The sequence below is a fragment of the Flammeovirga sp. SubArs3 genome (genome assembly GCF_947387565.1).
GTDB lineage: Bacteria > Bacteroidota > Bacteroidia > Cytophagales > Flammeovirgaceae > Flammeovirga > Flammeovirga agarivorans.
In genome coordinates this window covers 286,208-307,740 of sequence record NZ_CANDOA010000003.1, presented here as the reverse complement: position 1 = coordinate 307,740, position 21,533 = coordinate 286,208, and the positions used below count along the sequence as shown (strand labels likewise).

15 protein-coding genes are annotated in these 21,533 nt (G+C 33.5%); 11 read left to right on the top strand and 4 right to left on the bottom strand.

Annotation, left to right across the window (positions count from 1 at the left end; genetic code table 11):
* Positions 1–77: 77 nt before the first annotated feature.
* Positions 78–983 (bottom strand): hypothetical protein, encoded by a 906-nt coding sequence (locus QL232_RS10405; RefSeq protein ID WP_281614068.1) that lies wholly within the window; start codon positions 981–983, stop codon positions 78–80.
* A gap of 212 nt (positions 984–1,195) precedes the next feature.
* Here QL232_RS10405 and QL232_RS10400 point away from each other — a divergent pair, with 212 nt between their 5' ends.
* A complete protein-coding gene (locus QL232_RS10400; RefSeq protein WP_281614067.1) occupies positions 1,196–1,831 on the top strand; it encodes a hypothetical protein in 636 nt (211 codons plus the stop codon).
* 60 nt (positions 1,832–1,891) lie between these two features.
* Here the strand turns inward: QL232_RS10400 and sppA are convergent, their stop codons facing one another.
* Positions 1,892–3,694 carry a signal peptide peptidase SppA gene (gene sppA, locus QL232_RS10395; protein ID WP_281614066.1) on the bottom strand — a complete coding sequence of 601 codons (1,803 nt, stop codon included), beginning with the start codon at positions 3,692–3,694 and terminating at the stop codon, positions 1,892–1,894.
* Between the two features lie 183 nt (positions 3,695–3,877).
* On the opposite strand from sppA, the gene QL232_RS10390 reads away from it, so the two are divergent.
* The 4 genes from QL232_RS10390 (at position 3,878) to QL232_RS10375 (ending at position 7,421) form a co-directional block, all read left to right on the top strand.
* On the top strand, positions 3,878–4,816 hold the full coding sequence (locus tag QL232_RS10390; protein WP_281614065.1) for a S24 family peptidase: 939 nt from the start codon (positions 3,878–3,880) through the stop codon (positions 4,814–4,816).
* Between the two features lie 143 nt (positions 4,817–4,959).
* On the top strand, positions 4,960–5,793 hold the full coding sequence (locus QL232_RS10385; protein WP_168883082.1) for a LexA family transcriptional regulator: 834 nt from the start codon (positions 4,960–4,962) through the stop codon (positions 5,791–5,793).
* A gap of 111 nt (positions 5,794–5,904) precedes the next feature.
* A complete protein-coding gene (locus QL232_RS10380; RefSeq protein WP_168883081.1) occupies positions 5,905–6,432 on the top strand; it encodes a DUF4924 family protein in 528 nt (175 codons plus the stop codon).
* 86 nt (positions 6,433–6,518) lie between these two features.
* Entirely contained in the window at positions 6,519–7,421 is a 903-nt protein-coding gene (locus tag QL232_RS10375) for an HNH endonuclease (protein ID WP_281614064.1), read from the top strand.
* Between the two features lie 43 nt (positions 7,422–7,464).
* Here the strand turns inward: QL232_RS10375 and QL232_RS10370 are convergent, their stop codons facing one another.
* Both QL232_RS10370 and QL232_RS10365 read right to left on the bottom strand, forming a co-directional pair.
* Positions 7,465–8,637 carry a homogentisate 1,2-dioxygenase gene (locus QL232_RS10370; RefSeq protein ID WP_281614063.1) on the bottom strand — a complete coding sequence of 391 codons (1,173 nt, stop codon included), beginning with the start codon at positions 8,635–8,637 and terminating at the stop codon, positions 7,465–7,467.
* Between the two features lie 72 nt (positions 8,638–8,709).
* Positions 8,710–10,941 (bottom strand): amino acid permease, encoded by a 2,232-nt coding sequence (locus QL232_RS10365; RefSeq protein WP_168883078.1) that lies wholly within the window; start codon positions 10,939–10,941, stop codon positions 8,710–8,712.
* 265 nt (positions 10,942–11,206) lie between these two features.
* Between QL232_RS10365 and QL232_RS10360 the strand changes: the two genes are divergently transcribed.
* The 6 genes from QL232_RS10360 to QL232_RS10335 all read left to right on the top strand — a co-directional run bounded on the left by QL232_RS10360 (position 11,207) and on the right by QL232_RS10335 (position 21,484).
* The gene (locus tag QL232_RS10360) at positions 11,207–12,748 is read left to right on the top strand and encodes an AbgT family transporter (protein ID WP_281614062.1); all 1,542 of its coding nucleotides are present in this window, start codon (positions 11,207–11,209) and stop codon (positions 12,746–12,748) included.
* A 296-nt stretch (positions 12,749–13,044) separates the two neighbouring features.
* The gene (locus tag QL232_RS10355; protein ID WP_168883076.1) at positions 13,045–13,959 is read left to right on the top strand and encodes a DUF2911 domain-containing protein; all 915 of its coding nucleotides are present in this window, start codon (positions 13,045–13,047) and stop codon (positions 13,957–13,959) included.
* Between the two features lie 118 nt (positions 13,960–14,077).
* Positions 14,078–16,579: a PIG-L family deacetylase gene (locus QL232_RS10350; protein WP_281614061.1), complete on the top strand. Its 2,502-nt coding sequence runs from the start codon at positions 14,078–14,080 to the stop codon at positions 16,577–16,579.
* 132 nt (positions 16,580–16,711) lie between these two features.
* Entirely contained in the window at positions 16,712–18,406 is a 1,695-nt protein-coding gene (locus QL232_RS10345) for a sodium:solute symporter (RefSeq protein ID WP_281614060.1), read from the top strand.
* A gap of 130 nt (positions 18,407–18,536) precedes the next feature.
* Positions 18,537–19,019, top strand: a complete 483-nt coding sequence (ribH, locus tag QL232_RS10340) for a 6,7-dimethyl-8-ribityllumazine synthase (RefSeq protein WP_168883073.1) — start codon at positions 18,537–18,539, stop codon at positions 19,017–19,019.
* Positions 19,020–19,072: 53 nt separating this feature from the next.
* The gene (locus QL232_RS10335) at positions 19,073–21,484 is read left to right on the top strand and encodes an MMPL family transporter (RefSeq protein WP_281614059.1); all 2,412 of its coding nucleotides are present in this window, start codon (positions 19,073–19,075) and stop codon (positions 21,482–21,484) included.
* The last annotated feature ends 49 nt before the right edge of the window (positions 21,485–21,533 follow it).

Below are 21,533 nucleotides of genomic sequence, written 5' to 3'. Positions count from 1 at the left end.
ACAAAAAAATGCATCCATTTTTCACTTAAATGAATGCATTTTTAATTCTTTAATCTGATTAACGCCAAAATCATACTCTAGTCCAAAACTATGTCCACTTTAGCTATAGCAATAGCTTTTTCAGACTCAAGAAATCTTATCAATTTAAAATGATCACTTTGAGGATCTTTTATATCTTCTAGGTACTGTAAAGTAAAATGCTCTGCATGAATAATATTACCTTCTACGTCTTTCCACTTTACAAATACTCCGTTATTATCTGGTACTTCTTCCTTTATCTGTCCTTGTAAAACCAATGCTGATTTCTGTTCAAAGATCTTGATTACATTATCTGTTAACTGAAAAAAGCTCTCATCATGATTACGATCAGAATAATAGCGAACATCTGGTTTAATTTCATTTTGAGTATTCTTCACCACCTCCGTAGAATATGGTATTGTTGTCACAACCATATCTGATAAAGAAAGATAAGCTAATGCAGAAAAAATTATGGCTCCAAATGAACATGCAACAATAAGCGTCTTTAACGATTCCCTCTCTATGATCTTTCTTTGTCTTGCTTCCTTCTTTAAAGAACTTAATAACTGAAGAGCCTTATCGTCCAATGGGTTTACCTCTAAACACTTGTTCGCATATAATATAGCTGTATCTCTATCTGATTTCTTTTCATCCTCATAATACTTATTGGCATAACTTGATGATAAAAGAAAAAGTGCCTTCGCATCAAACGGATTGATTGTTAACGCCTGATCTATTTCGAATATAGCATCATCCCAATTTTTATATTTATGATAACCTATTGCTCGAGCAAGGTGTGCTGAAAATAAGTCTTGCATTCTCACCCACTCTAAATCAGACAGGCCCATTTCCAAGGCTGTCTTTTTTAGGTCAGCTTGAGTAACAACATTATTGTGACTTTCTTTTATTTCGTATATTTTCTCGATGAATCTAGATAGATGATCTGTATGTGGCGTAGGTTTCATAGGAAGGTAGTAATTGGATCATAAAGTTCTTATTCCAATATAAGTATTGTAGTACTCTATTTAAACATATAACAAGAAACTTGCCTTTTCGTTTAAGGATATTCTTAGAAAAGTGAAATTTTTAAAAAGAATTCTCTTCTGTAACATTTTATCACCAATAATTAATTCATTTAGATTTACTTTTGTCAACATAAAATCAAAAAAATACAATAATGGATATCAGTCCTCTACAGGAGCTCCCCAAAAAAGCAGAAAAAATATTTAAGATTTGGAAAGAGAATGCAGCCTTCTATTTCCCTAAGCATGAGGTATTTCAAAACGATTTAAAAGACGAGATATTAACCGCCTTACAAAACAGTCTAAATGACTTAAATAGAAAAGGTTACAAGAAACATAGAGAGAATAAGACTTGGATAGTGGGTGTGTTTATGGAGATCTTCGCTACTCAGCTGAACAAGTATTGGTATAATATATATATCGTTTCTGATAATAAAGATTTCACCTCAATGCTATGGCTAAAAGCAATGATGCTTCATTTAAGTAAGCATCAAGATTCCATTATTGAGGTAAATAGAATTTATAAGCAACTATTAGACAATCATTATCCTTTTGATTCTGATGAAGCATTCTTGCTTTCTGAAAATAGTGAAAATGATTTCATCTCAGATTTAAATTATTCTTCCAATTGGGAAAAAGCCGAAAGTTATTTAGATCAACTTACACAACAAAAACTTTCAGACTCTATTCACAATCGAGGACCAAGAATGATTACAACAGAGAAATTATATAAAATCTTTACGATTGAAGAAATTCATCAATTTATTGAACTCAACTTATATATTTTATAACAAAAAAACGCCCACAACTTCAATGTTATGAGCGTTTTTTTTATTGAAATAAATTTATGATTAAGGCATTTCAAAACCTTCAATTACTTCGTAATATGGTTGTCTCGCTTGAACTCCTTTTAAAGATTCCAACCATGACATTGTCCCATCAACATATGAAGAATATTCTCCTAAAACCATTTCTTTAATCTTAGCTTCAGAACCAGTTTCAAGACTGCTTAGTAACTCTTGTAACATATCTTTCTCACCTGGTAAGTATTTGATTTTATAATTATCTTCTTCTAAACCTGCCAATTCAGCTGCTACTTCAATCGCTTTTTGATAGCCACCAAGTTCATCAACAAGTTTTACTTCATAGGCTTGAGAACCTGTCCATACTCTACCTTGAGCAACCTTTAATAAGGCATCAAGACTCATATTACGACCTTCAGCGGCTTTTGAAGTAAATACTTCATATCCTTCATTCACATTTTGTTGAATAATAGCTCTATCTTCTTTAGAGAAATCATCCAATAAAGATTGATAATTAGAGAATTTACCTGTGCTTACTGTATATGTCTTCAGTCCCAATTTCTTCGTCATTAGGTCAGATGGGTTAAATGCTAAACCGAAGATACCGATAGAACCTGTGATAGTATTTGGATACGCGACAATTTTATCACAACCCATAGAAATATAATACCCACCAGAAGCAGCATATGTTGACATAGATGCAACAACAGGTTTTTTCTTTTTTAGATTCTGAACAGCTCTCCAAATCAAGTCTGAAGATAATGCACTACCACCTGGAGAGTTTACTCGTAATACCACAGCCGAAACATCTTCATCCTCAGCTAACTTATTTAATTCAGGAACTAAATCTTTGTTAGTAATTACATTCTCACTACCATCAGCCTTTCCATATTTGATTTCTCCCTCTGCAGAAAGTACCACAACTTTACCTTCACCTTTTCTTCTAGATCTAGGGTCTAATGCGTCCTTATATTTTGAATAATTAATGAATGAAAGGTCAGAAGATTCTTCGATTTCTAACATCTTGGCAAGATCTTCCTTCACTTCATCAACATAAGCTAATTGATCTACTAGCTTAAACTTGACAGCATCTTCTGCATTTCTAACTTTCATTTCTGCAGAAATACTTCTTAATGTTTCAAGGTCGATGCCTCTTGAAGCTGATACTCCTACTAAGTAATAATCATACAAACCATTTAAATAAGATGAAATTTGCTCTCTGTTAGCATCACTCATTTTGTCTGTAATAAATGGCTCTACAGCACTTTTATATTTACCTACTCTAAATACTTCAGGCTTGATACCTATCTTTTCAAAGAAGTCTTTAAAATACATGATCTCAGATGAGAATCCATTAAGTTCTAGATTACCAATTGGGTTTAAGTATACTCTACTAGCCTCAGAAATTACATAATAACCTGTTTCTGAAATACCATCTGCATACGAATAAACAAATTTATCTGATGCCTTAAACTTTGATAAGGCTTCTCTGATTTCTACTGCCATTGGTAGAGATCCACCAAATGATCCACCTTTTAAGTAAATACCTGCAATGTTTTCATCATTAGTTGCTTTATCGATTATATCTAGAACATCATGCAAACCTCTAGCACCATTTGACGGGAAAAAGCTAGAGTTTAATGATTCAAATGGGTCTGTTTCCCCTATTTCTCTAATTGGTTTTGTGATATCCAATACTAAAATGGATTGAGCATCAATTTGGGCTGGCTCACTGCTATTTGAAGAAGAGACTATCGCACCTACAATAAAAGCTCCAAGCATTGATAATAGAAACGATGATAAAAAAATACCGACGATAACAGCAAAGGTCGTCTTAATAAATCCTTTCATATTTTATTTAGAAGTTATAATATTTAGTTAAGAATAAAGATACATGATTATAAGTTGTATCACGAAAAAAACTGACAAAATATACACTTATTTTTTAAACATTTATTGTTTACTATTTTGTCATTATTAAAATAATTGACTACTATTGCGTACATATTTATCATTTAAATCATTTTATAGAAGATGACATATAATAACAATAACCTTAAGTTACTGAGAGAGCATTTTAATCTAACACAGAATGAACTTGCAGAAGAGTTTAATAAAAAAGGGATGAAATGTAATCGCAGTAAAATCTTAAACTGGGAAGGCAAATCCTCTCCAAACTTTTCAGATTTAAAAATTATTGTCGACTTCTTTAAAATTTCTTTAGATGATTTCTTATATATCAATTTAGAAGAGAAAAACTTAGAAAACAGATTGAGAAAAGAAGCTCCTAAACCTCAGTTTGATGTCCATATGGCAACTGTTGATCAAGAAGGGAATGATATAGTTACATTAGTTCCTCAAAAAGCTTCTGCTGGATATGCAACCAACTTCACAGATCCAGAGTTCTATAAATCACTACGAAAAATAGACATACCAGGATTTTCAGATTCCAAAAGCCATAGAGCTTTTGAAATTAAAGGAGACTCAATGCCTCCGATGAAAAGCAAAGACATTGTGATAGGTGAAAAATGCTTTGACAAAGAATCTATAAAATTAGGAGAGAAATACATTGTAACTACTAAGGCTGATGGATATGTTTTTAAAAATGTATACCGAGATGGTGATTATTTTATCTTAGAATCTGAAAACTCATCTTATGAACCCTATGAAGTGCATAAAGATGAAGTATTAGAATTTTGGAAATATAAAACATGTATTTTTTCTGATTTCCCCGAAATGGAAATTGGTAACACCCTCTTTTCAAGAAATCTTAAGTATTTGAGAGGCATCAAATACAAACTATCTTTAAAAGAGTTTTCAGAAAGATTAAATCAAGATGGAAAAGGCATAATAAGCGTTGAAGACCTTCGATCTTTTGAAATGGGTGTAGAACCGAAACAAAGTATCCTAATCAAGATCAGCGACTTCTTTAAAGTTAGTATTGATCAATTATTAACACAAAATGTAAGATAGAAACACTTATTTTTTGCTAAAAAGCTTGACAATTATTGAAATACGAAAGAAAAATAATGATTTAAGACAAAATATTTGGCAATAAATGTTTAATATCATAAATTGACAAAAAAATTAGTATTCCTCGTATAAAATAATACCAAATGTCGAAAAACACCTCATTATTTGGCACCAACCTTAGATATTTAAGACAGAAGAAAAATGGAAAGTTAAGCCAAACAGAGCTTGGTGACAAGCTAAGTACGGAAGACGATTCAGTATCAAGAAGTGCAATTTCTTCCTATGAAGATGGTAGAGCTGAACCCAATTACAAACGTCTTGAGAAAATTTGTGAATTCTTTGAAGTAAGTATCGATAAGATATTAAAAGAAGATCTTACTAAAATCGATCCTCAAGAAATTGATGCTCACCAAAATATTAAAGAGCATGTCTCAGGCGATAACTTAAGAATTCTAACTATTACTACTGATGCCGAGGGTGAGGAAAATATTGAAATGGTTCCAGAAAGAGCAAGAGCAGGTTATGCAACTGGCTATTCTGACCTAAACTTCATTAAAAAATTAGATAAATATACATTACCGTTCTTACCAAAAGGAAAGACCTATAGAGCCTTTGAAATTAGTGGAGATTCTATGCCTCCTTTAGATGAAGGCACTATTATCATTGGTGAATTTATCGATGATTGGAATGCTATTAGAGATGGACAGGTATGCATTGTTACTACTCGTTCAGAAGGCTTTGTTTTAAAGAAGGTTTACAACAATGTAAGCTCAAACAATAGCTTTATTCTTAAATCTACTAACTTAAAATATTCTCCATACGAGGTAGAGATTCAAGATGTTAGAGAGATTTGGCGCTTAGTAGCACATATTTCTAAAGAATTCCCTGAGCAAGAGGCAGGGAATAGTTTCCAAGAAATGCAAGATGCTATTTGGAGATTGGATCAAGAAGTACTGAATTTAAAGCGTAAAAAATAAACGTTACTAAAAGATAATAAATGAGGGAATTGTTGTGTAATACAACTATTCCCTTTTATTTTGCTTAATAAATACGATATAATCATATCCTGTAAAATCAAACAAACCGTTATGCTAATAGCAGATCAAAAGAAAAAGCAAAATATATGTGAGTATATCATCTATATATATCAATCAGAAGAATTATTAAGAGCTTTCGATTTCAATTTTGAGGATATTAAAGAATATGTTATCAAGCATATCACTAAACTAGATGAACAACAACAGGAAGAAGTGATCAAATGGCATAAAGACTTATTAGATGTAATGACTAAAGAGGAAGTGCTTAAGGAAGGACATTGTTCTTGGGCACAAGATGAAGTTGATAATATCACTACACTTCATGAACAACTTTTAGCCAATGATAAGGAATATGCTAAAACTTATAAAAATGCTGAACCACATATAAACGAGAACCTTAAAATAGCTGATGGATTGATTACTAATCCTATACAAATTTGTATTAATGGAATATTTGGTTTATTATTACTAAGAACTAGAGGAAGAAAAGTTGATGATGCCACAAAACAGATTCTAGATACCTTTGGTGATGTATTATCATATTTAGCATACAAATACAAAGCTGTTTCAGAAGTCTAACAATCCTAATTATAATTCTACTCTAGTAGACTATATCTAATTTAATTACTACAGAAGAACACTAACCACTTTTAGAAATATCAATTATGAAAGAAACTTCGCCCGAAACAACGACAATCGAAGAAACATGGTTGGAACTGCCCTACACAGACAAAAAATACGAAATTAGTAATACTGGAAAAGTAAAATCATACGCTCGATCTCAAAAAGGTGAACTAATTAAGGGCAGAGACATTGGTGGAGGATATTTATCAATCGATTGCAAAGTTGATGGAAAGAAAAAATCTTTTTATGTACACAGATTGGTTGCTGAATTATTTTTAGAACAACCTAAAGAAGAAGGTCAAATTGTTATCCATAAGGATGGAAATAAATCAAATAACAATGTTGATAACTTAGAATGGTGTACGCTAAAAACTAGATTTGCCACTAAAAGAAAATACATTCCTGATTATTCAGAGAAATTTGTAAAAAGCTGTAAAGCTTCCAAAAAAACCAAAGAGAAGCCACAAGATGGTCACGACTATTTCCAGTACAAAGGTAAATACCATAGAATCTCAGATAATGGATCTTGCTTATTCATTAGAGTAAATGAAGATGGTAAATGGAAATCACTTGCTATAGCTGAAATCATTTTAAGAGACTTAGGAAAATTAAAACCTTCCAATGCTCATAAGTTAGCTTACCGAGATTGGGACTATAAGAACTTGAATGATATTAACCTGTTCTGGGAAACTCAGGCAGACAAATCAACAAGACTTTTAGAACAAAGACCTTTACAATTAGATCGTATTCGAAAAATGGGTAAATCTCACAGAAAAGAGATTGCTCAGCGTAAAAAAGATCTAATCAAAAAATATCTTGAAGAAGGAAAAAGTATTGCCAAAATCAGTCGCTTGTTAGATATCGGATATACTCGATTGTATAACTATATTAATGAGAATGATTTATCAGCAATCACTCAATATTCTAAAAAAGAAGAAGTTTAAAACAAAAGGAGATGCTCAACTTAATGAACATCTCCTTTTTTTATTATGACTGCCATGAATATGGATATTCTTTATCGATATATGGTAGACAGTTCTCAGTCAAAAATAATGGAGCAAAAGTATCTATCATTACCGCATATTCTTTTGTCTCCTTCTTCCCTATACTTTTTTCTATAGTACCAGGGTGTGGTCCATGAGGTATACCCCCGGGATGTAGTGTGAAAGCCCCTTGTGCAATCCCTTTTCTACTCATAAATTCTCCTTCGGTATAGAATAATACTTCATCGGAATCGATATTCGAATGGTTATAAGGTGCAGGTATACTCAACGGATGATAATCAAATAATCTAGGCACAAAAGAACATATTACAAATGCTCCTCTTGCCTGGAAAGTTTGATGTACCGGTGGTGGCTGATGAATTCGTCCTGTTATTGGCTCAAAATCATAAATAGAAAAAGTATAAGGATATAAAAAGCCATCCCAACCAATTACATCTAATGGATGATTTCCATAAACGTAGTGATGCAACTGATTTCCTTTCTTAATCATCATTGAATAATCCCCATTCGATTTTTCTTTTAAATCTAATAAGTGGGTTGGCGGATGTAAATCTCTTTCACAGTAGGGAGAATGTTCTAATAATTGCCCTACTTCATTCCTATACCTCCCAACAGTTTCTATAGGTGCTTTTGACTCAACAATAAGAAATTTTTGTTCTTTGGAAGTATCGAAATCAAATTGATAAATAGTTGTTCTAGGAATTACGATATAGTCTCCTTTCTTGTAAGGCAAAACGCCAAACTGTGAATGCAACTCACCTTCCCCTTCATAAACATAGATAGCCTCATCACCATCTGCATTTTTGAAGAAATAATCCATCGTTAATTCTGTTGGATTACATAATGAAATGACACACTGACTATTGACCATTAAAGGTAATCTTGCATCGAGATAATCAGAACCTGTCTTGCCAATTTCTGCAGTTTTCAAATGAGTCATTTTCAACCCATAATCCTCTAAAACTTTATATCCATATGGCTTAGATTCTTTTACTTCTTTGACATTAGTTGGAGATTCTTTATGATAGATATTTGAGTAAATACCAGAAAATCCTAAAGAACTAACCAACTCTTCATGGTATAGTTCACCGTTGTCGTTTCGGAATTGGGTGTGACGTTTAGGAGGTATTTTACCTAGTTTGTAATAGTAAGTCATGATAGTGTTTATAAGTATGTGTGTTTATTAAAATTCACCCAACAAGCACATGGCCTATTGGGTGAGAACAATTTAAGAAATATCTTTTCTTTTTGCAGTATGTATGAATAAAACATCACCAATATCGTCGTATCCGTAGAATACTTGCTCATTGATTTTCTTCGCAGCCTCTAATCTTAATCCAATAATTGTAAGGTCTGCATCTTGTGATGTTTGATTAATGACAGTTTTAATATCAACGTTATCTGCCCTAGTTAAGAGCTTCACATTGTTCTTTGAAATTGGTAAACGTCCTGTTTTAATTAAATCAAGAATCTGTTCTCTTCTATCTTCAATTTCAGGTTCTGGGAAACATGCTAATAAAGTGATTTTTGCATTTGACCATTCTGGGTGCCCAATAATGATAAATGCTAATAAAATCATCAGATTGGCATTTTCTAAATCTTTAGGTGTCAACCAAATATGAATCTCAGTCTTATACCCAAAATTTCTATCATCTGAACCGAGAACACAAATATCATTACCGGTTACTGACATTAACTTAAAGTTATCTATCAATTGTTGAAGTCCATCAGGATCCTTTTTAGAGAATTCAAACATCAACATGTTATTATCTTTACCTGCTACTGATGGCAATTGGATTACTTGTGCAATTACTGAAGTCATCGATGGACTAATCATCGTATCCAAGTAAACTTTAGAATTACTTGCGTCTGAAATCTTAATCAGCCTATGCAAATCTTTTTCAGCTAGGCTATTTGTTTCTTTGGACAAATAACCATCTATAAGGTGAATATAAGTAGCAAAGCCATATTTATGTGCAATCCATTTGACTAGATTAAAAGCGGCGAAACGCTTAAAAGTGTTTCTACTAACACAAACCACTGCAGGTCTCCAGTGATCCTCGACATCATCCTTCTCTGTCTTTTGAAGGAAAACTTGGAACTGTCTACTTAATTGGAATATTACACCTTGGAAAATAGCTTTTAACCCTTCTTTATTTGGAGTAAACCTTCTAACCATTTGATATAGAAGTGCCATAAAAATCAAAGCCATAAAAGTATATGAAGCCGATATCTTAAACATCAAATACAAGCACATTAATGCTCCTACTAATGAGATAATAGGTTTTGATTTAAATACTGGTCTATATGCTGGATCTGAAGCGAAGTGTTCTAAGAAACTAATCAAACAAATAGCACCATAAGTCACCATAAAGAACATAGTGATAATCTGTGCCACTACATCAATATCACCTATTAATACAAATATCAATGTAATAACAGAGGTAATCATAGATGAGTTTATTGGCTCGTTTGATTCTTTATTAACCTGACCCAACCATTTATTTACGCCGTGATTAGGCAACACTTTATCTTCAGCAATTGCTTGCAAAGTTCTAGGTGCAACTAATATAGAGCCTATCGCAGAGGAAAGTGCTGCTGCTGCTAAACCTATTGGTATCATTGGCCCCCATAAAGAGATATCTGTCATTATTAATGGATCCGCATCTAAGTCTTCTAAAGAAGCCGAAACGGATAGTTTATAAGCCACTAATAAATATACAATCATTCCGAAAATACCAGCGAACATTGTTCCGATAGGAATTGACTTCTCCGGCGATTTCAAATCTCCCGATAACCCTACCCCTGCAGCAATACCCGTAAAGGCAGGGAAACATATGGCTAATACTTTAAAAAAGCTATCACTCTCTTCTATATGCCCGTACCAATTTATCTTTTCTAAATTTTCCGCAAATTCTGTCGTTCCAATAAAGAAAGATAATAAGGATAGAAAAAGAATAGCAACAACTATATATAAGGTCTTCATGCCTAAATCAGCCCCTTTGTACATCACTAAGGCAATCAAAGCAAAAGTACTTGGTATAGTAATCCATCTTAAATTTGGGTCTACAATACCATATTGTTCCAACAATGGGAATAATGGACGGAACGCCTCAGCAAATGCAATGATATAAAAGGCAGTACTAATTGCTTGAGATAAATACAGAGAAATACCAATAGACCCTCCAATGGTAATACCAAACGATCGAGAAATAATATAGTAGACTCCTCCTCCTTGTACTTTTTGATTGGTTGCAATCTCGGAAATTGCCATAGCTGTTGGTATAGTTACCAAGTGACCAACCAAGACCATTGAGAAAGTGGATAGTAAACCTAAGTTTGCGACAGCATACCCAAATCTTAGGAATAAAATTGCTCCTAGAATTGTACTTATTGATGTAAAAAATACTGGAGCTGTTCCAAATCCTTGTTGTTGTCTTTTATCTAAAGATGAAGCCATATAATGCTTTTTAGTTCAATTTGTTATCTCAAATTAATAAAGTGATCCATAATTAATACAATTAATAGATACTTTTTTTAATCAACATCATCTAACACAATGATATAATAGATACAACTATTAGAAAATGAAATGGTTAATAAAGATCCTATTTCCCTTTTCTTTTTTATTGATAAAGTTCAATTGCAAGAATAAAACCATTAATTAAATTGCAACTTGAAAAGAGTTATACTCATCACATACTAAATCACAACTATCTTATTTAATGGAAAATTCAGAACAAACACAGAATTCCAACTGGGTAAATAAATTCTTGAGTTATGTGGAAAGAATTGGTAATGCTTTACCTCACCCTGCCACATTATTTGCAGGTTTTGCCTTTGGTGTAGTTATCCTATCTTGGATATTTGGTCAGACAGGACTAAGTGTACAACATCCAGGTACAGGTGAAACAATCACTGTAGTTAACCTTATTTCCCAGGAAGGAATCTATTTAATGTTGACTAAGCTTGTAAAAAACTTTACCAACTTCGCACCTCTTGGCGTTGTACTTGTTGCAATGTTAGGTATTGGCATTGCTGAGGGAAGTGGCTTAATTGGCACTTTAATTAGAATATTAGTTTTAAAATCACCCAAAAAGATTATCACATTTGTTGTTGTCTTTGCTGGTGTTTTATCAAATACTGCAAGTGAAGTTGGGTATGTTTTATTGGTACCACTTTCCGCAGTAATATTTTTAGCTTTTGGTAAACATCCTATTGCAGGACTTGCCGCCGCATTTGCTGGAGTGTCTGGTGGATATTCTGCCAACTTATTATTAGGTACGATTGACCCTCTACTACAGGGTATTTCACAGGAAGCAGCACAAATTATCGATACGTCTTATTCTATTAATGCTGCATGTAATTATTATTTCATGTTTGTATCTACCTTCTTTATTGGTATTGCTGGTACAATAGTTACTGAAAAAATTGTAATTCCAAGGTTAGGCGAGTACAAAGGAGATGAAGTTGCTGAGGAAATGCATGACCTCACCAAAGAAGAAAGAAAAGGACTTATCTATGCAGGTATTGCTGCTTTTATATTATTTGCAGTCATTTTAATTGGCATTATTCCTACTGAAGGATTTTTAAGAAGCATTGATGAACCTGAGAACATATTCAAGTCTGCGTTAATGAAAGGGATTGTTTCATGGATCTTTATTATTGCTGCTATTTGTGGTATTGCCTATGGTAAAGGTGCGGGGACTTTTAAAAATGATGCCGATGTAATGAAAGGCATGGGCGAGTCGATGAAAACGATGTCTTCTTATGTTGTATTAGTATTCTTTGCTGCTCAGTTTGTAGCCTATTTCAAATGGACAAACTTAGGTTTGATTTGCGCTGTTAAAGGTGCTGAATTTTTAGAGACAATTGGCTTAGATAAAATACCATTATTAATCTGTTTTATCTTTTTAGCAGCAATGATTAACCTAGTAATGGGTAGTGCTTCTGCAAAATGGACATTAATGGCTCCTGTGTTTATACCTATGTTTATGTTAGTGGGTATTTCTCCAGAATTAACACAAGTAGCTTACAGAATTGGTGATAGTGTCACTAACATTATCTCTCCAATGATGTCTTACTTTGCCTTAATTGTTGCATTTATTCAAAGATATGATAAGAATGCAGGAATCGGTACAGTGATCGCAACTATGCTTCCCTACTCCATTGCATTCTTAATTGTATGGGTGATTTTAATGGCTATTTGGTTGATCGTTGGTTTACCAATTGGGCCAGATTCACCACTTCATTACCTTCCGAATTAATTAATTTTTGTTAATATCACCCTAAAATGCTATTATTTATAAATATATTATTATGTTTGTAAAGCAATCACACGATTGCAATGAGAAATAGTTAGTTTTTGGGTTAGCAAAAAGGCTCCGATTTTCGGGGCCTTTTTGTATTTATAAGGTTTTTATCATTTCCCATAGCCATATCTGAAAAAACATTAATTGTTTAAACAATATTATATTAAAACTTGCCTTTATTGATTCATTTTTGTTAGATTCAAGCACTTTTTTGAGCATTCACTCAAATTTCAATTTAAATACTAATCATTATGTTGAAAAGATCAACACTATCCATTTTAACAGTGTTATTCTTCGCTGTTCAAAGCGTATTCGCACAACAACTTCCAGCTCCTTCCCCAGCAGCTTCAGTAAAACAAACAGTAGGTGTTACTGAAATTTCAATCGATTACTCTTCACCAGCAGTTAAAGGCCGTAAAGTATTTGGTGAGTTAGAACCATTTGGTAAAACTTGGAGAGCAGGTGCTAACGGACCAACTGCAATTACTTTCAGCTCTGACGTTAAGGTTAACGGAAAAGACGTTAAAGCAGGAACTTACAACATCTTCTTAACATTAGAAGAAAATGCAGAATGGACTTTCCACTTCAATGGTAAAGGGAAAAGCATTTTTGCATACAACAAAGATGGTAAGCAAGATCAAGCTGCAATTGATGCAGATGACGTAGCAACTTTTAAAAGTAAGCCACAAGCTGCTCCTATGAAAGAGCGTTTAGCTTATTTAATTGAGTCTGTAACTGATACAGAAGGTAAAGTTACTTTATGGTGGGACAAAACAATGGTAAGCTTTACTGTTGAAGTACCAACTCAATCATTATCTGAAGCAAACATTGAAAAAGCTGTGAAGGAAGCACAAGGTGCATGGAGAACTTACCAAAACGCATCAAACTTCTATGCTTCTTCCAATCCAGAAAAAGCTTTAGAGTTAATTGATGAGTCGATTAAGGTTCGTCCAGATTACTTCTGGAACCTTTGGACAAAGTCTCAACTTCTTGCTAAACAAGAGAAGTATGATGAAGCATTAACTGTTATCATCAGTGCAAGAGCAGCAGGTGAAGCGAAACCTGATGGAGCTTACAACTACTTCAAAGGAAGTATTCAAAAAAATATCGACGCATGGTTACCAAATGCATCTAAAAAATGGAAAAAAGCAAACAAGGATATTTAATCTTTATTGCTAAAAACCAACTTTTATTACCCTTATATCCTAACTTTTTGGATATAAGGGTAATCTATTAATTAACGTATTCGGAACACAAATCTTGAACTTTCAACAACTTTAATAAATGAAATCCCTTCTCCTATCCTTTTTTATTTTCCTGCAATTACTCTCCTTGGGTCAAACACCAAAAGATCATCAAGAAAATGTATCATCTATTATACAAGACATCAATCATTTAGATCAATTAGGTAGTGTAATGTACTTTGCTGCTCATCCAGACGATGAGAATCAAAGGGTCATTGCTTACTTTGCAAGATCTAGAGGTTATGAAACAGCGTATACTGCTTTAACTAGAGGAGATGGTGGACAAAATCTTATTGGTACAGAAATAAGAGAAGAATTAGGTATGCTTCGTTCACAAGAATTGATAGAAGCCAGAAAAGTAGATGGAGGAAATCAACTATTCAGTAGAGCAAACGACTTTGGATATTCTAAAAATCCTGAAGAAACTTTATCTGTTTGGGACAAAGACCAAGTTCTTGCTGATGCCGTTTGGAATATTAGAAAATTCCGACCAGATATTATCATCACTAGGTTCTCCCCAAACAGAGGAGGAAGAACTCATGGTCACCATACCACATCAGCTATCATTGCTGCAGAGGCATTTAAAATAGCAGGAGACTCCACAGTTTATCCAGAACAATTAAAATATGTTGACCCTTGGCAACCTAAAAGAATTATGTGGAATACAAATTCATGGTTTTTTAGAGGAAAAGGAGAATCATTTGATGCATCAAAATTTGTCAGCTTGGAAACAGGAACATATATCCCAGTTCTTGGAAAGTCTGTAGGAGAAATAGCTATGGCTGCCCGTTCAAAACATAGATGCCAAGGATTTGGTGCTGCACTTCAAAGAGGTGAAAATCTTGAATATTTCGAATTATTAGATGGAACTTCGATGTCTGAAGACCCAATGGAAGATATTGACACTTCATGGGCAAGAGTTGAGAATAGTTCTAAGGTCGCTGAATTAATCAAAAAGCTACAATCAACTTTTAATGCTTCGAAAGCTGCAGATGCAATTCCTCAATTAATTGCTATCAAAAAAGAATTATCAAAACTAAATCAGAAAGATTATTGGGTCATCAAAAAATCTAATATTATTGATGATTTAATATTAAGATGTTCAGGACTTTTCCTTGAAGTACTTTCAGATGATGCCTTAATTGCACAAGGTGATTCATTAAAAGTCACTTTGAATTCTATATACAGAGCTGGACAAAATATTTCTTTAGCAAACATCCAAGTAGGTAACCTTGTTGAAAAGGAAATGTCTACAAAACTGGAAATTAACAAAATAAACAAACAATCCCTTACCGTTAAGGTCCCTAATGATTTTCCGATCTCACAACCTTATTGGTTAGTAGAAAAACCAACAAAAGGGATGTATATCGTCAATGATCAAAAGTTAAGAGGAACTCCAGAAAATTCTCCATCATTACCTGTAATCGTTTCCTTAAACATTAATGGTGTTAATATTTCGAAGACACTTAATATCTGGCAAAAAAAGGTTAACCCAGCAAGAGGTGAAGTATATATTCCTTTAGCAATTGTCCCACCTGTTTCTATCGAAATAGATCAAAGTGTTATGATTTTCAGTGATAATACATCTAAAAAAGTAAATGCTGTAATTACTTCGAACACAAAAAACATAAAAGGAACATTAAGTTTCACTACTCCTAAAGGCTGGAATGTACAGCCAGCATCAAGTGATTTCAATTTACAAAATAAAGGAGACAAGTTAGAGGTTTTAGTTTCTATTACACCTAGTAAAAAAGATAGTGAAGGCACTTTCAAAGCTATTGCTAATATTGATAACAACACTTACGATCTAGGTTTAAACACTATAGATTATGAGCATATTTTCAGACAATACATTTTTAAGCCTGCAGAAGCAAAGGTAATTAAACTTGATATTCAAAGAGGTGATGTAGATGTAGTGGGTTATCTAATGGGGGCTGGTGATGTTGTCCCTCAGTCTTTGGAGGCAGCAGGATACACTGTTGAAATAATTAATCCAGAGAATGTAAAATTAGAGGAAATCAAAAAATTTGATGCGATTGTAATTGGCATCAGAGCCTATAATGTTTTAGAGAACATGCGATACATTCAACCTGTATTGATGGACTATGTTCAGCAAGGTGGAAATGTTATCGTACAATACAATACATCATTTAGACTAAAAGTTGATCAAGTGGGTCCTTACGAAGGTTTTAAACTTTCGAGAGATCGAATTACAGTAGAAGAAAGTCCTGTAGAAATCCTTGCAAAGGGTAACCCAATTATGAGCTATCCTAATAAAATAACTAAAAAGGACTTTGATGGATGGGTACAAGAAAGAGGTTTGTATTATCCTAATGAATGGGGCACACAATATACACCAATTTTAAGAATGAAGGACCCCAATCAAGATCCAGTAGACGGAGCTCTTTTGGTAGCAGATTACGGGCAAGGAGCATTCATTTACTCTGGTATTTCTTGGTTTAGAGAACTACCTGCAGGTGTTTCTGGTGCCTTTAGAATTTTTGCAAACATGTTAAACTACAAACCTGAAAATAAACAATAATTATGGATCAATCTGATAAAAAACCACCTATTGGCAAGTCCTGGAAACAGCTATATACAATTGTATTAGGCGAATTGGCAGGGTTAATTCTACTTTTTTATTGGTTTTCAAACGCTTTTAACTAGAAATTAAGTGAGTATTTTAGATTGGATCGTATTATCAGGTACGTTGGCGTTTATCGTAATCTACGGTATTTGGAAAACTCGTCAACAAAATGATATGAATAGTTACCTTCTTGGTAACAAAGAAGCCAAATGGTTTACAGTGGCCCTATCAATTATGGCTACTCAAGCTTCGGCTATTACATTTCTCTCAGCTCCTGGTCAGGCCTTTGTTGATGGAATGCGCTTTGTGCAATTCTATTTTGGCTTACCCTTAGCAATGGTTGTTCTATCCATCACAGTAGTTCCTATATATCATAAGATGAATGTGTATACCGCTTATGAATATTTGGAGAAACGCTTTGATTTAAAAACAAGAACCTTAACAGCAATATTATTTCTTACGCAAAGAGGTTTAGCTGCTGGTTTTACCATATTTGCCCCCTCATTAATTCTTTCTTCTTTATTGGGTTGGGATATTAATCTTACCAATATTGGAATTGGCATTGTAGTAACTGCTTATACTGTAATTGGAGGCACAAAAGCGGTGAATCAGACACAAAAGCTACAAATGGCTGTTATATTCGTTGGAATGTTAATCGCCGGTATTTTAGTTGTGCAAATGTTACCTGAAGAAGTATCCTTCTCAAATGCGTTACATATTGCTGGAGCTACAGGTAGATTGAATGCTATTGATTTTCAATTCGACCCTACTAGTAAATACAACGTTTGGTCTGGTTTAATTGGTGGGTTCTTTTTAGCAATGTCTTACTTTGGAACTGACCAGTCACAAGTGCAACGTTATTTATCTGGAGCATCAATTGGACAAAGTCGCGTTGCGTTACTGTTTAATGGTATGATTAAAGTACCAATGCAGTTCTTAATCCTGTTTATTGGTGCGATGGTATATGTCTTCTATTTCTTTAATCCATCTCCTATTCTATTTAATAAAGTCGCTTTAGAAGATGCTAAAGCAAACGTGAGTAATTTTCAAAATCTTGAGAACAGCTATAACCAATCTGTTGATACAAGACAAGCTAAAGCTATAGAATATGCACAGGCTTTGAATGGAAATGGCACAAATATAGAAACTGCAAAATCAGCTTTAATTTCAGCCAATGATAACCTTGAAAGTAACAAAGAGCAAATCATTAAACAAATAGAGGCTGAAGCTCCAAATATTGATACAAATGACACCAACTATATCTTTTTAGGTTTTGTGATAAACTATCTCCCTACCGGATTGATTGGTCTACTTATCGCAGTGATCTTATCTGCAAGTATGTCTTCAACATCATCAGAAATCAATGCATTGGCATCGACTTCCATTATTGATATTTATAAAAGAATCTTGAAGCCGGATGCTAGTGATCAACATTACTTAACCGTTTCAAAGTTAATTAGTATAGGTTGGGGACTTTATGCCATATTGTTTGCCACTTTTGCTAATAAATTAGGGTCTCTTATAGAAGCCGTAAATATATTAGGCTCGTTAGTATATGGAGTTATTTTGGGAGTATTTATGATCGCATTCTTTTTCAAGAAAATTACTGCTAGACCAACATTTATAGCAGCAGTAATTTCGGAGGGAATTATCATCTATTTATTCTTTTTTACAGAAGTACCTTTCCTTTGGTATAATGTAATTGGCTGTCTATCTGTTATTTCCTTTGGGTTATTATTTAATACGTTTTTGAAAAATAATAGTGTTGTAAAAACAGATTAAATACGTAACTTAATTAAAACTATACATTAATAGTTATTCAGAATATAAAAGATCATTTTTCGTTATTTTAAGCCCGAAAAATTAATAACTTTGTAAGCTTGTAAACAAAAAATTATAATTCATATTACAAATGGCAACGGCGTTAAAAAGTTTAAGTGAATACACTAAGAAGAAAAATATTGACATCTCAGAGAAGAAATTTGCAATAGTTGTTTCTGAGTACAATCCTAAAATCACTGAGTCATTACATGGCGCCGTAGTGGAAACACTATTAAAAGAAGGGGCAAAAGAAGAAAATATCTACAGAGAAGATGTACCAGGTGCTTTCGAATTAACTTTTGGAGCTCAGTTAATGGCACAAATTGATGAAGTAGATGCAGTTATTTGCCTAGGTTGTGTAATTCAGGGAGAAACAAAGCACTTTGATTTTATCTGTGATGCTGTAGCACATGGTGTGACGAATGTTTCTCTTAAGTATAATAAGCCTGTCGTATTTGGTTTATTAACACCAAATACTGAACAACAAGCTTACGATAGAGCTGGAGGAAAACATGGTAACAAAGGTGTAGAAGCTGCTGTTGCTGCTATTAAAATGCTTGGTTTTAATCAATAAGAAATAAATATCAAAAGTGAGATAGTATTATCTCACTTTTATGCTTTAAGAGTATGTGGAAAAAGATTGCTGATTTTATCCTTGGGAATAGAATACCTATTCTCATTTTTATTGGGATCACTACTGTTTTTATGGGCTATCAAGCCAAAGATGTTAAGTGGTCTTATCAATACATTAGAATTATCCCGGATGATGATCCGGACATGATTGCTTTTAATGAATTCCAATCGCGTTTTGGTGAAGATGCCTCTTCTTTTGTACTAGGTATCAAAGATCCAAAGCTTTATCAGTTGGAAAACTTTAATAAGTTCATGCAATTGGGTAAAGACATTAAAGATTTACATGGAATCACTAATGTTCTTTCTATGGCCAATGTCCCTAATTTAATTGCCAATAGAAAAGAACAAAAATTTGAGATTCATCCGTTCTTTAGTCACCCTCCATCAACTCAAGCAGAACTAGACAGTATCATAGGAAAAGAGAAAGAAGTAAAAGCTTTCGAACACCGCCTTATTAGTAAAGAAGGTGCTACAGCAATGGTCATCAATATGGATCCTGTTATTTTGAATTCAAAAAACAGAACTGCTGTAATGCTTAAACTAGAAGCAAGAGCACAAGAGTTTTCTGATGAAACAGGCATAAAACTATATTACGCAGGAATGCCTTATGTTAGGTCTATCATGGCTAACAATGTAAAAAAGGAAACAATGGTTTTCCTAGGTATTTCTATTGGTGTAGTAGCATTAGTTCTATTCTTATTCTTTAGATCATTCTCTCCAGTATTTTATCCATTAGTAGTCATTGGGGTAGTGATTGTTTGGATTATGGGTACACTAGCCCTCTTCAATTATGAGATCACTATCTTGACAGGACTTTTACCTCCTGTACTTGTCGTTATTGGTATTCCAAACTGTATTTACTTACTTAACAAATACCATCAGGAAATCGCCAATGGTCTAGACAAAAGAGATGCCTTAGCTGTAATTATAAAAAAGATTGGTGTAGTAACACTTATCACAAATACTACAACAGCTATTGGTTTCATGGTATTGATTACAACGGGAATTAAAGCAATGCAAGAGTTTGGTATCGTTGCAGGTATCAACATTGCCATTACTTTTATACTAAGTATCACTTTTATTCCAATTGTGTTCTCTTACCTTCCAGCACCACAAGTAAGACATTTAAAACACTTAGAATTCAAGCCTACAAATTGGTTAATCCACCAATTAGAAGTTTTAGTTACACATTACAGATCTGGTGTATATGTATTTACCAGTTTAATGGTAGCTGTTTCTATTTATGGATCTTACCAAGTAACAGCTGAATCTTATATGGTAGACGACCTTCCAGAAGATTACCATGTAAAACAAGACTTACGCTTTTTTGAAAATGAATTCAGTGGTGTAATGCCATTAGAAATTGAAATCGATACAAAAAAGAAAAGAGGATATATGAAAAAAGGATACTTAGGTAAAGTTGAAGAAATTGAAGACTTTATCGGTTCTTTACATGAAGTATCTCCTCCTATTTCAATTAATACATTCTTAAAAGCTGCGAACCAATCATTCCATGGTGGTGATTCATCTTTCTACAAACTTCCTTCTAGAAGTGAGATGTCGTACATTATGAAATATGCTCGTAATAGTGCGGACGATCAAACATCATCTTTAAGTGACGCAATGATTGATTCCACAGGTAGATTTATTCGAATCACAACTTCTATGGCTGACATCGGTTCCATTAAAATGGAAAACTTAGTAGACGATGTTATCCGACCTAAGTTAGCTGAAATCACGCAAGGAACTGGTCTTGAAGCTGTCGTAACAGGTTCTACGCTAATATTCATAAAAGGAAATGATTTCCTTATTAAGAACTTGAAGCAAAGTATGCTTATTGCTTTCTTTTTGATTGCAGTAATCATGGGTACATTATTCGGTAATATTCGTATCATCATTATTTCATTGATACCAAATATTATCCCTCTACTATTCACTTTAGGGCTAATGGGCTTTTTAGGAATTCCATTAAAACCTAGTACAGCGATTGTATTCAGTATTGCTTTTGGTATTTCTGTAGATGACTCGATTCACTTTTTGGCAAAGTATAGACAAGAGATTGTCTTGCATAATTACAACATGAAGAAAGCTGTAATTATGGCCTTAAGAGAAACTGGAGCAAGTATGCTTTATACTTCAATTGTTCTATTCTGTGGATTTGCCATATTTATGGGATCAACTTTTGGGGCAACTCAAGCATTAGGTTTACTTACTTCTGTAACACTTATCGTAGCCATGTCTACAAACCTTACTTTACTACCATGCTTATTGTATACTTTTGATGTAAACAAACAAGCAATGCATCCTATCATTGACGGAATGGACACATTCTATTTTGAAGATGAAGATGAAGAAATTGATATCGACAGAATCAATGTAGGGAGTGAAAGTGAAGAAGAAGAGTAAACATTAGAAATAGGTTAATAAAAAAGCAGTTGAAATCAATTTCAACTGC

Excerpts from the sequence above, each read along its gene's own strand:
- QL232_RS10370 (WP_281614063.1), bottom strand. The coding sequence starts at position 8,637 with ATGACTTACTATTACAAACTAGGTAAAATACCTCCTAAACGTCACACC.
- QL232_RS10350 (WP_281614061.1), top strand. The coding sequence starts at position 14,078 with ATGAAATCCCTTCTCCTATCCTTTTTTATTTTCCTGCAATTACTCTCC.
- sppA (WP_281614066.1), bottom strand. The coding sequence starts at position 3,694 with ATGAAAGGATTTATTAAGACGACCTTTGCTGTTATCGTCGGTATTTTT.
- QL232_RS10390 (WP_281614065.1), top strand. The coding sequence starts at position 3,878 with ATGACATATAATAACAATAACCTTAAGTTACTGAGAGAGCATTTTAAT.
- QL232_RS10335 (WP_281614059.1), top strand. The coding sequence starts at position 19,073 with ATGTGGAAAAAGATTGCTGATTTTATCCTTGGGAATAGAATACCTATT.
- QL232_RS10380 (WP_168883081.1), top strand. The coding sequence starts at position 5,905 with ATGCTAATAGCAGATCAAAAGAAAAAGCAAAATATATGTGAGTATATC.
- QL232_RS10375 (WP_281614064.1), top strand. The coding sequence starts at position 6,519 with ATGAAAGAAACTTCGCCCGAAACAACGACAATCGAAGAAACATGGTTG.
- QL232_RS10355 (WP_168883076.1), top strand. The coding sequence starts at position 13,045 with ATGTTGAAAAGATCAACACTATCCATTTTAACAGTGTTATTCTTCGCT.
- QL232_RS10405 (WP_281614068.1), bottom strand. The coding sequence starts at position 983 with ATGAAACCTACGCCACATACAGATCATCTATCTAGATTCATCGAGAAA.
- QL232_RS10385 (WP_168883082.1), top strand. The coding sequence starts at position 4,960 with ATGTCGAAAAACACCTCATTATTTGGCACCAACCTTAGATATTTAAGA.
- QL232_RS10360 (WP_281614062.1), top strand. The coding sequence starts at position 11,207 with ATGGAAAATTCAGAACAAACACAGAATTCCAACTGGGTAAATAAATTC.
- ribH (WP_168883073.1), top strand. The coding sequence starts at position 18,537 with ATGGCAACGGCGTTAAAAAGTTTAAGTGAATACACTAAGAAGAAAAAT.
- QL232_RS10365 (WP_168883078.1), bottom strand. The coding sequence starts at position 10,941 with ATGGCTTCATCTTTAGATAAAAGACAACAACAAGGATTTGGAACAGCT.
- QL232_RS10400 (WP_281614067.1), top strand. The coding sequence starts at position 1,196 with ATGGATATCAGTCCTCTACAGGAGCTCCCCAAAAAAGCAGAAAAAATA.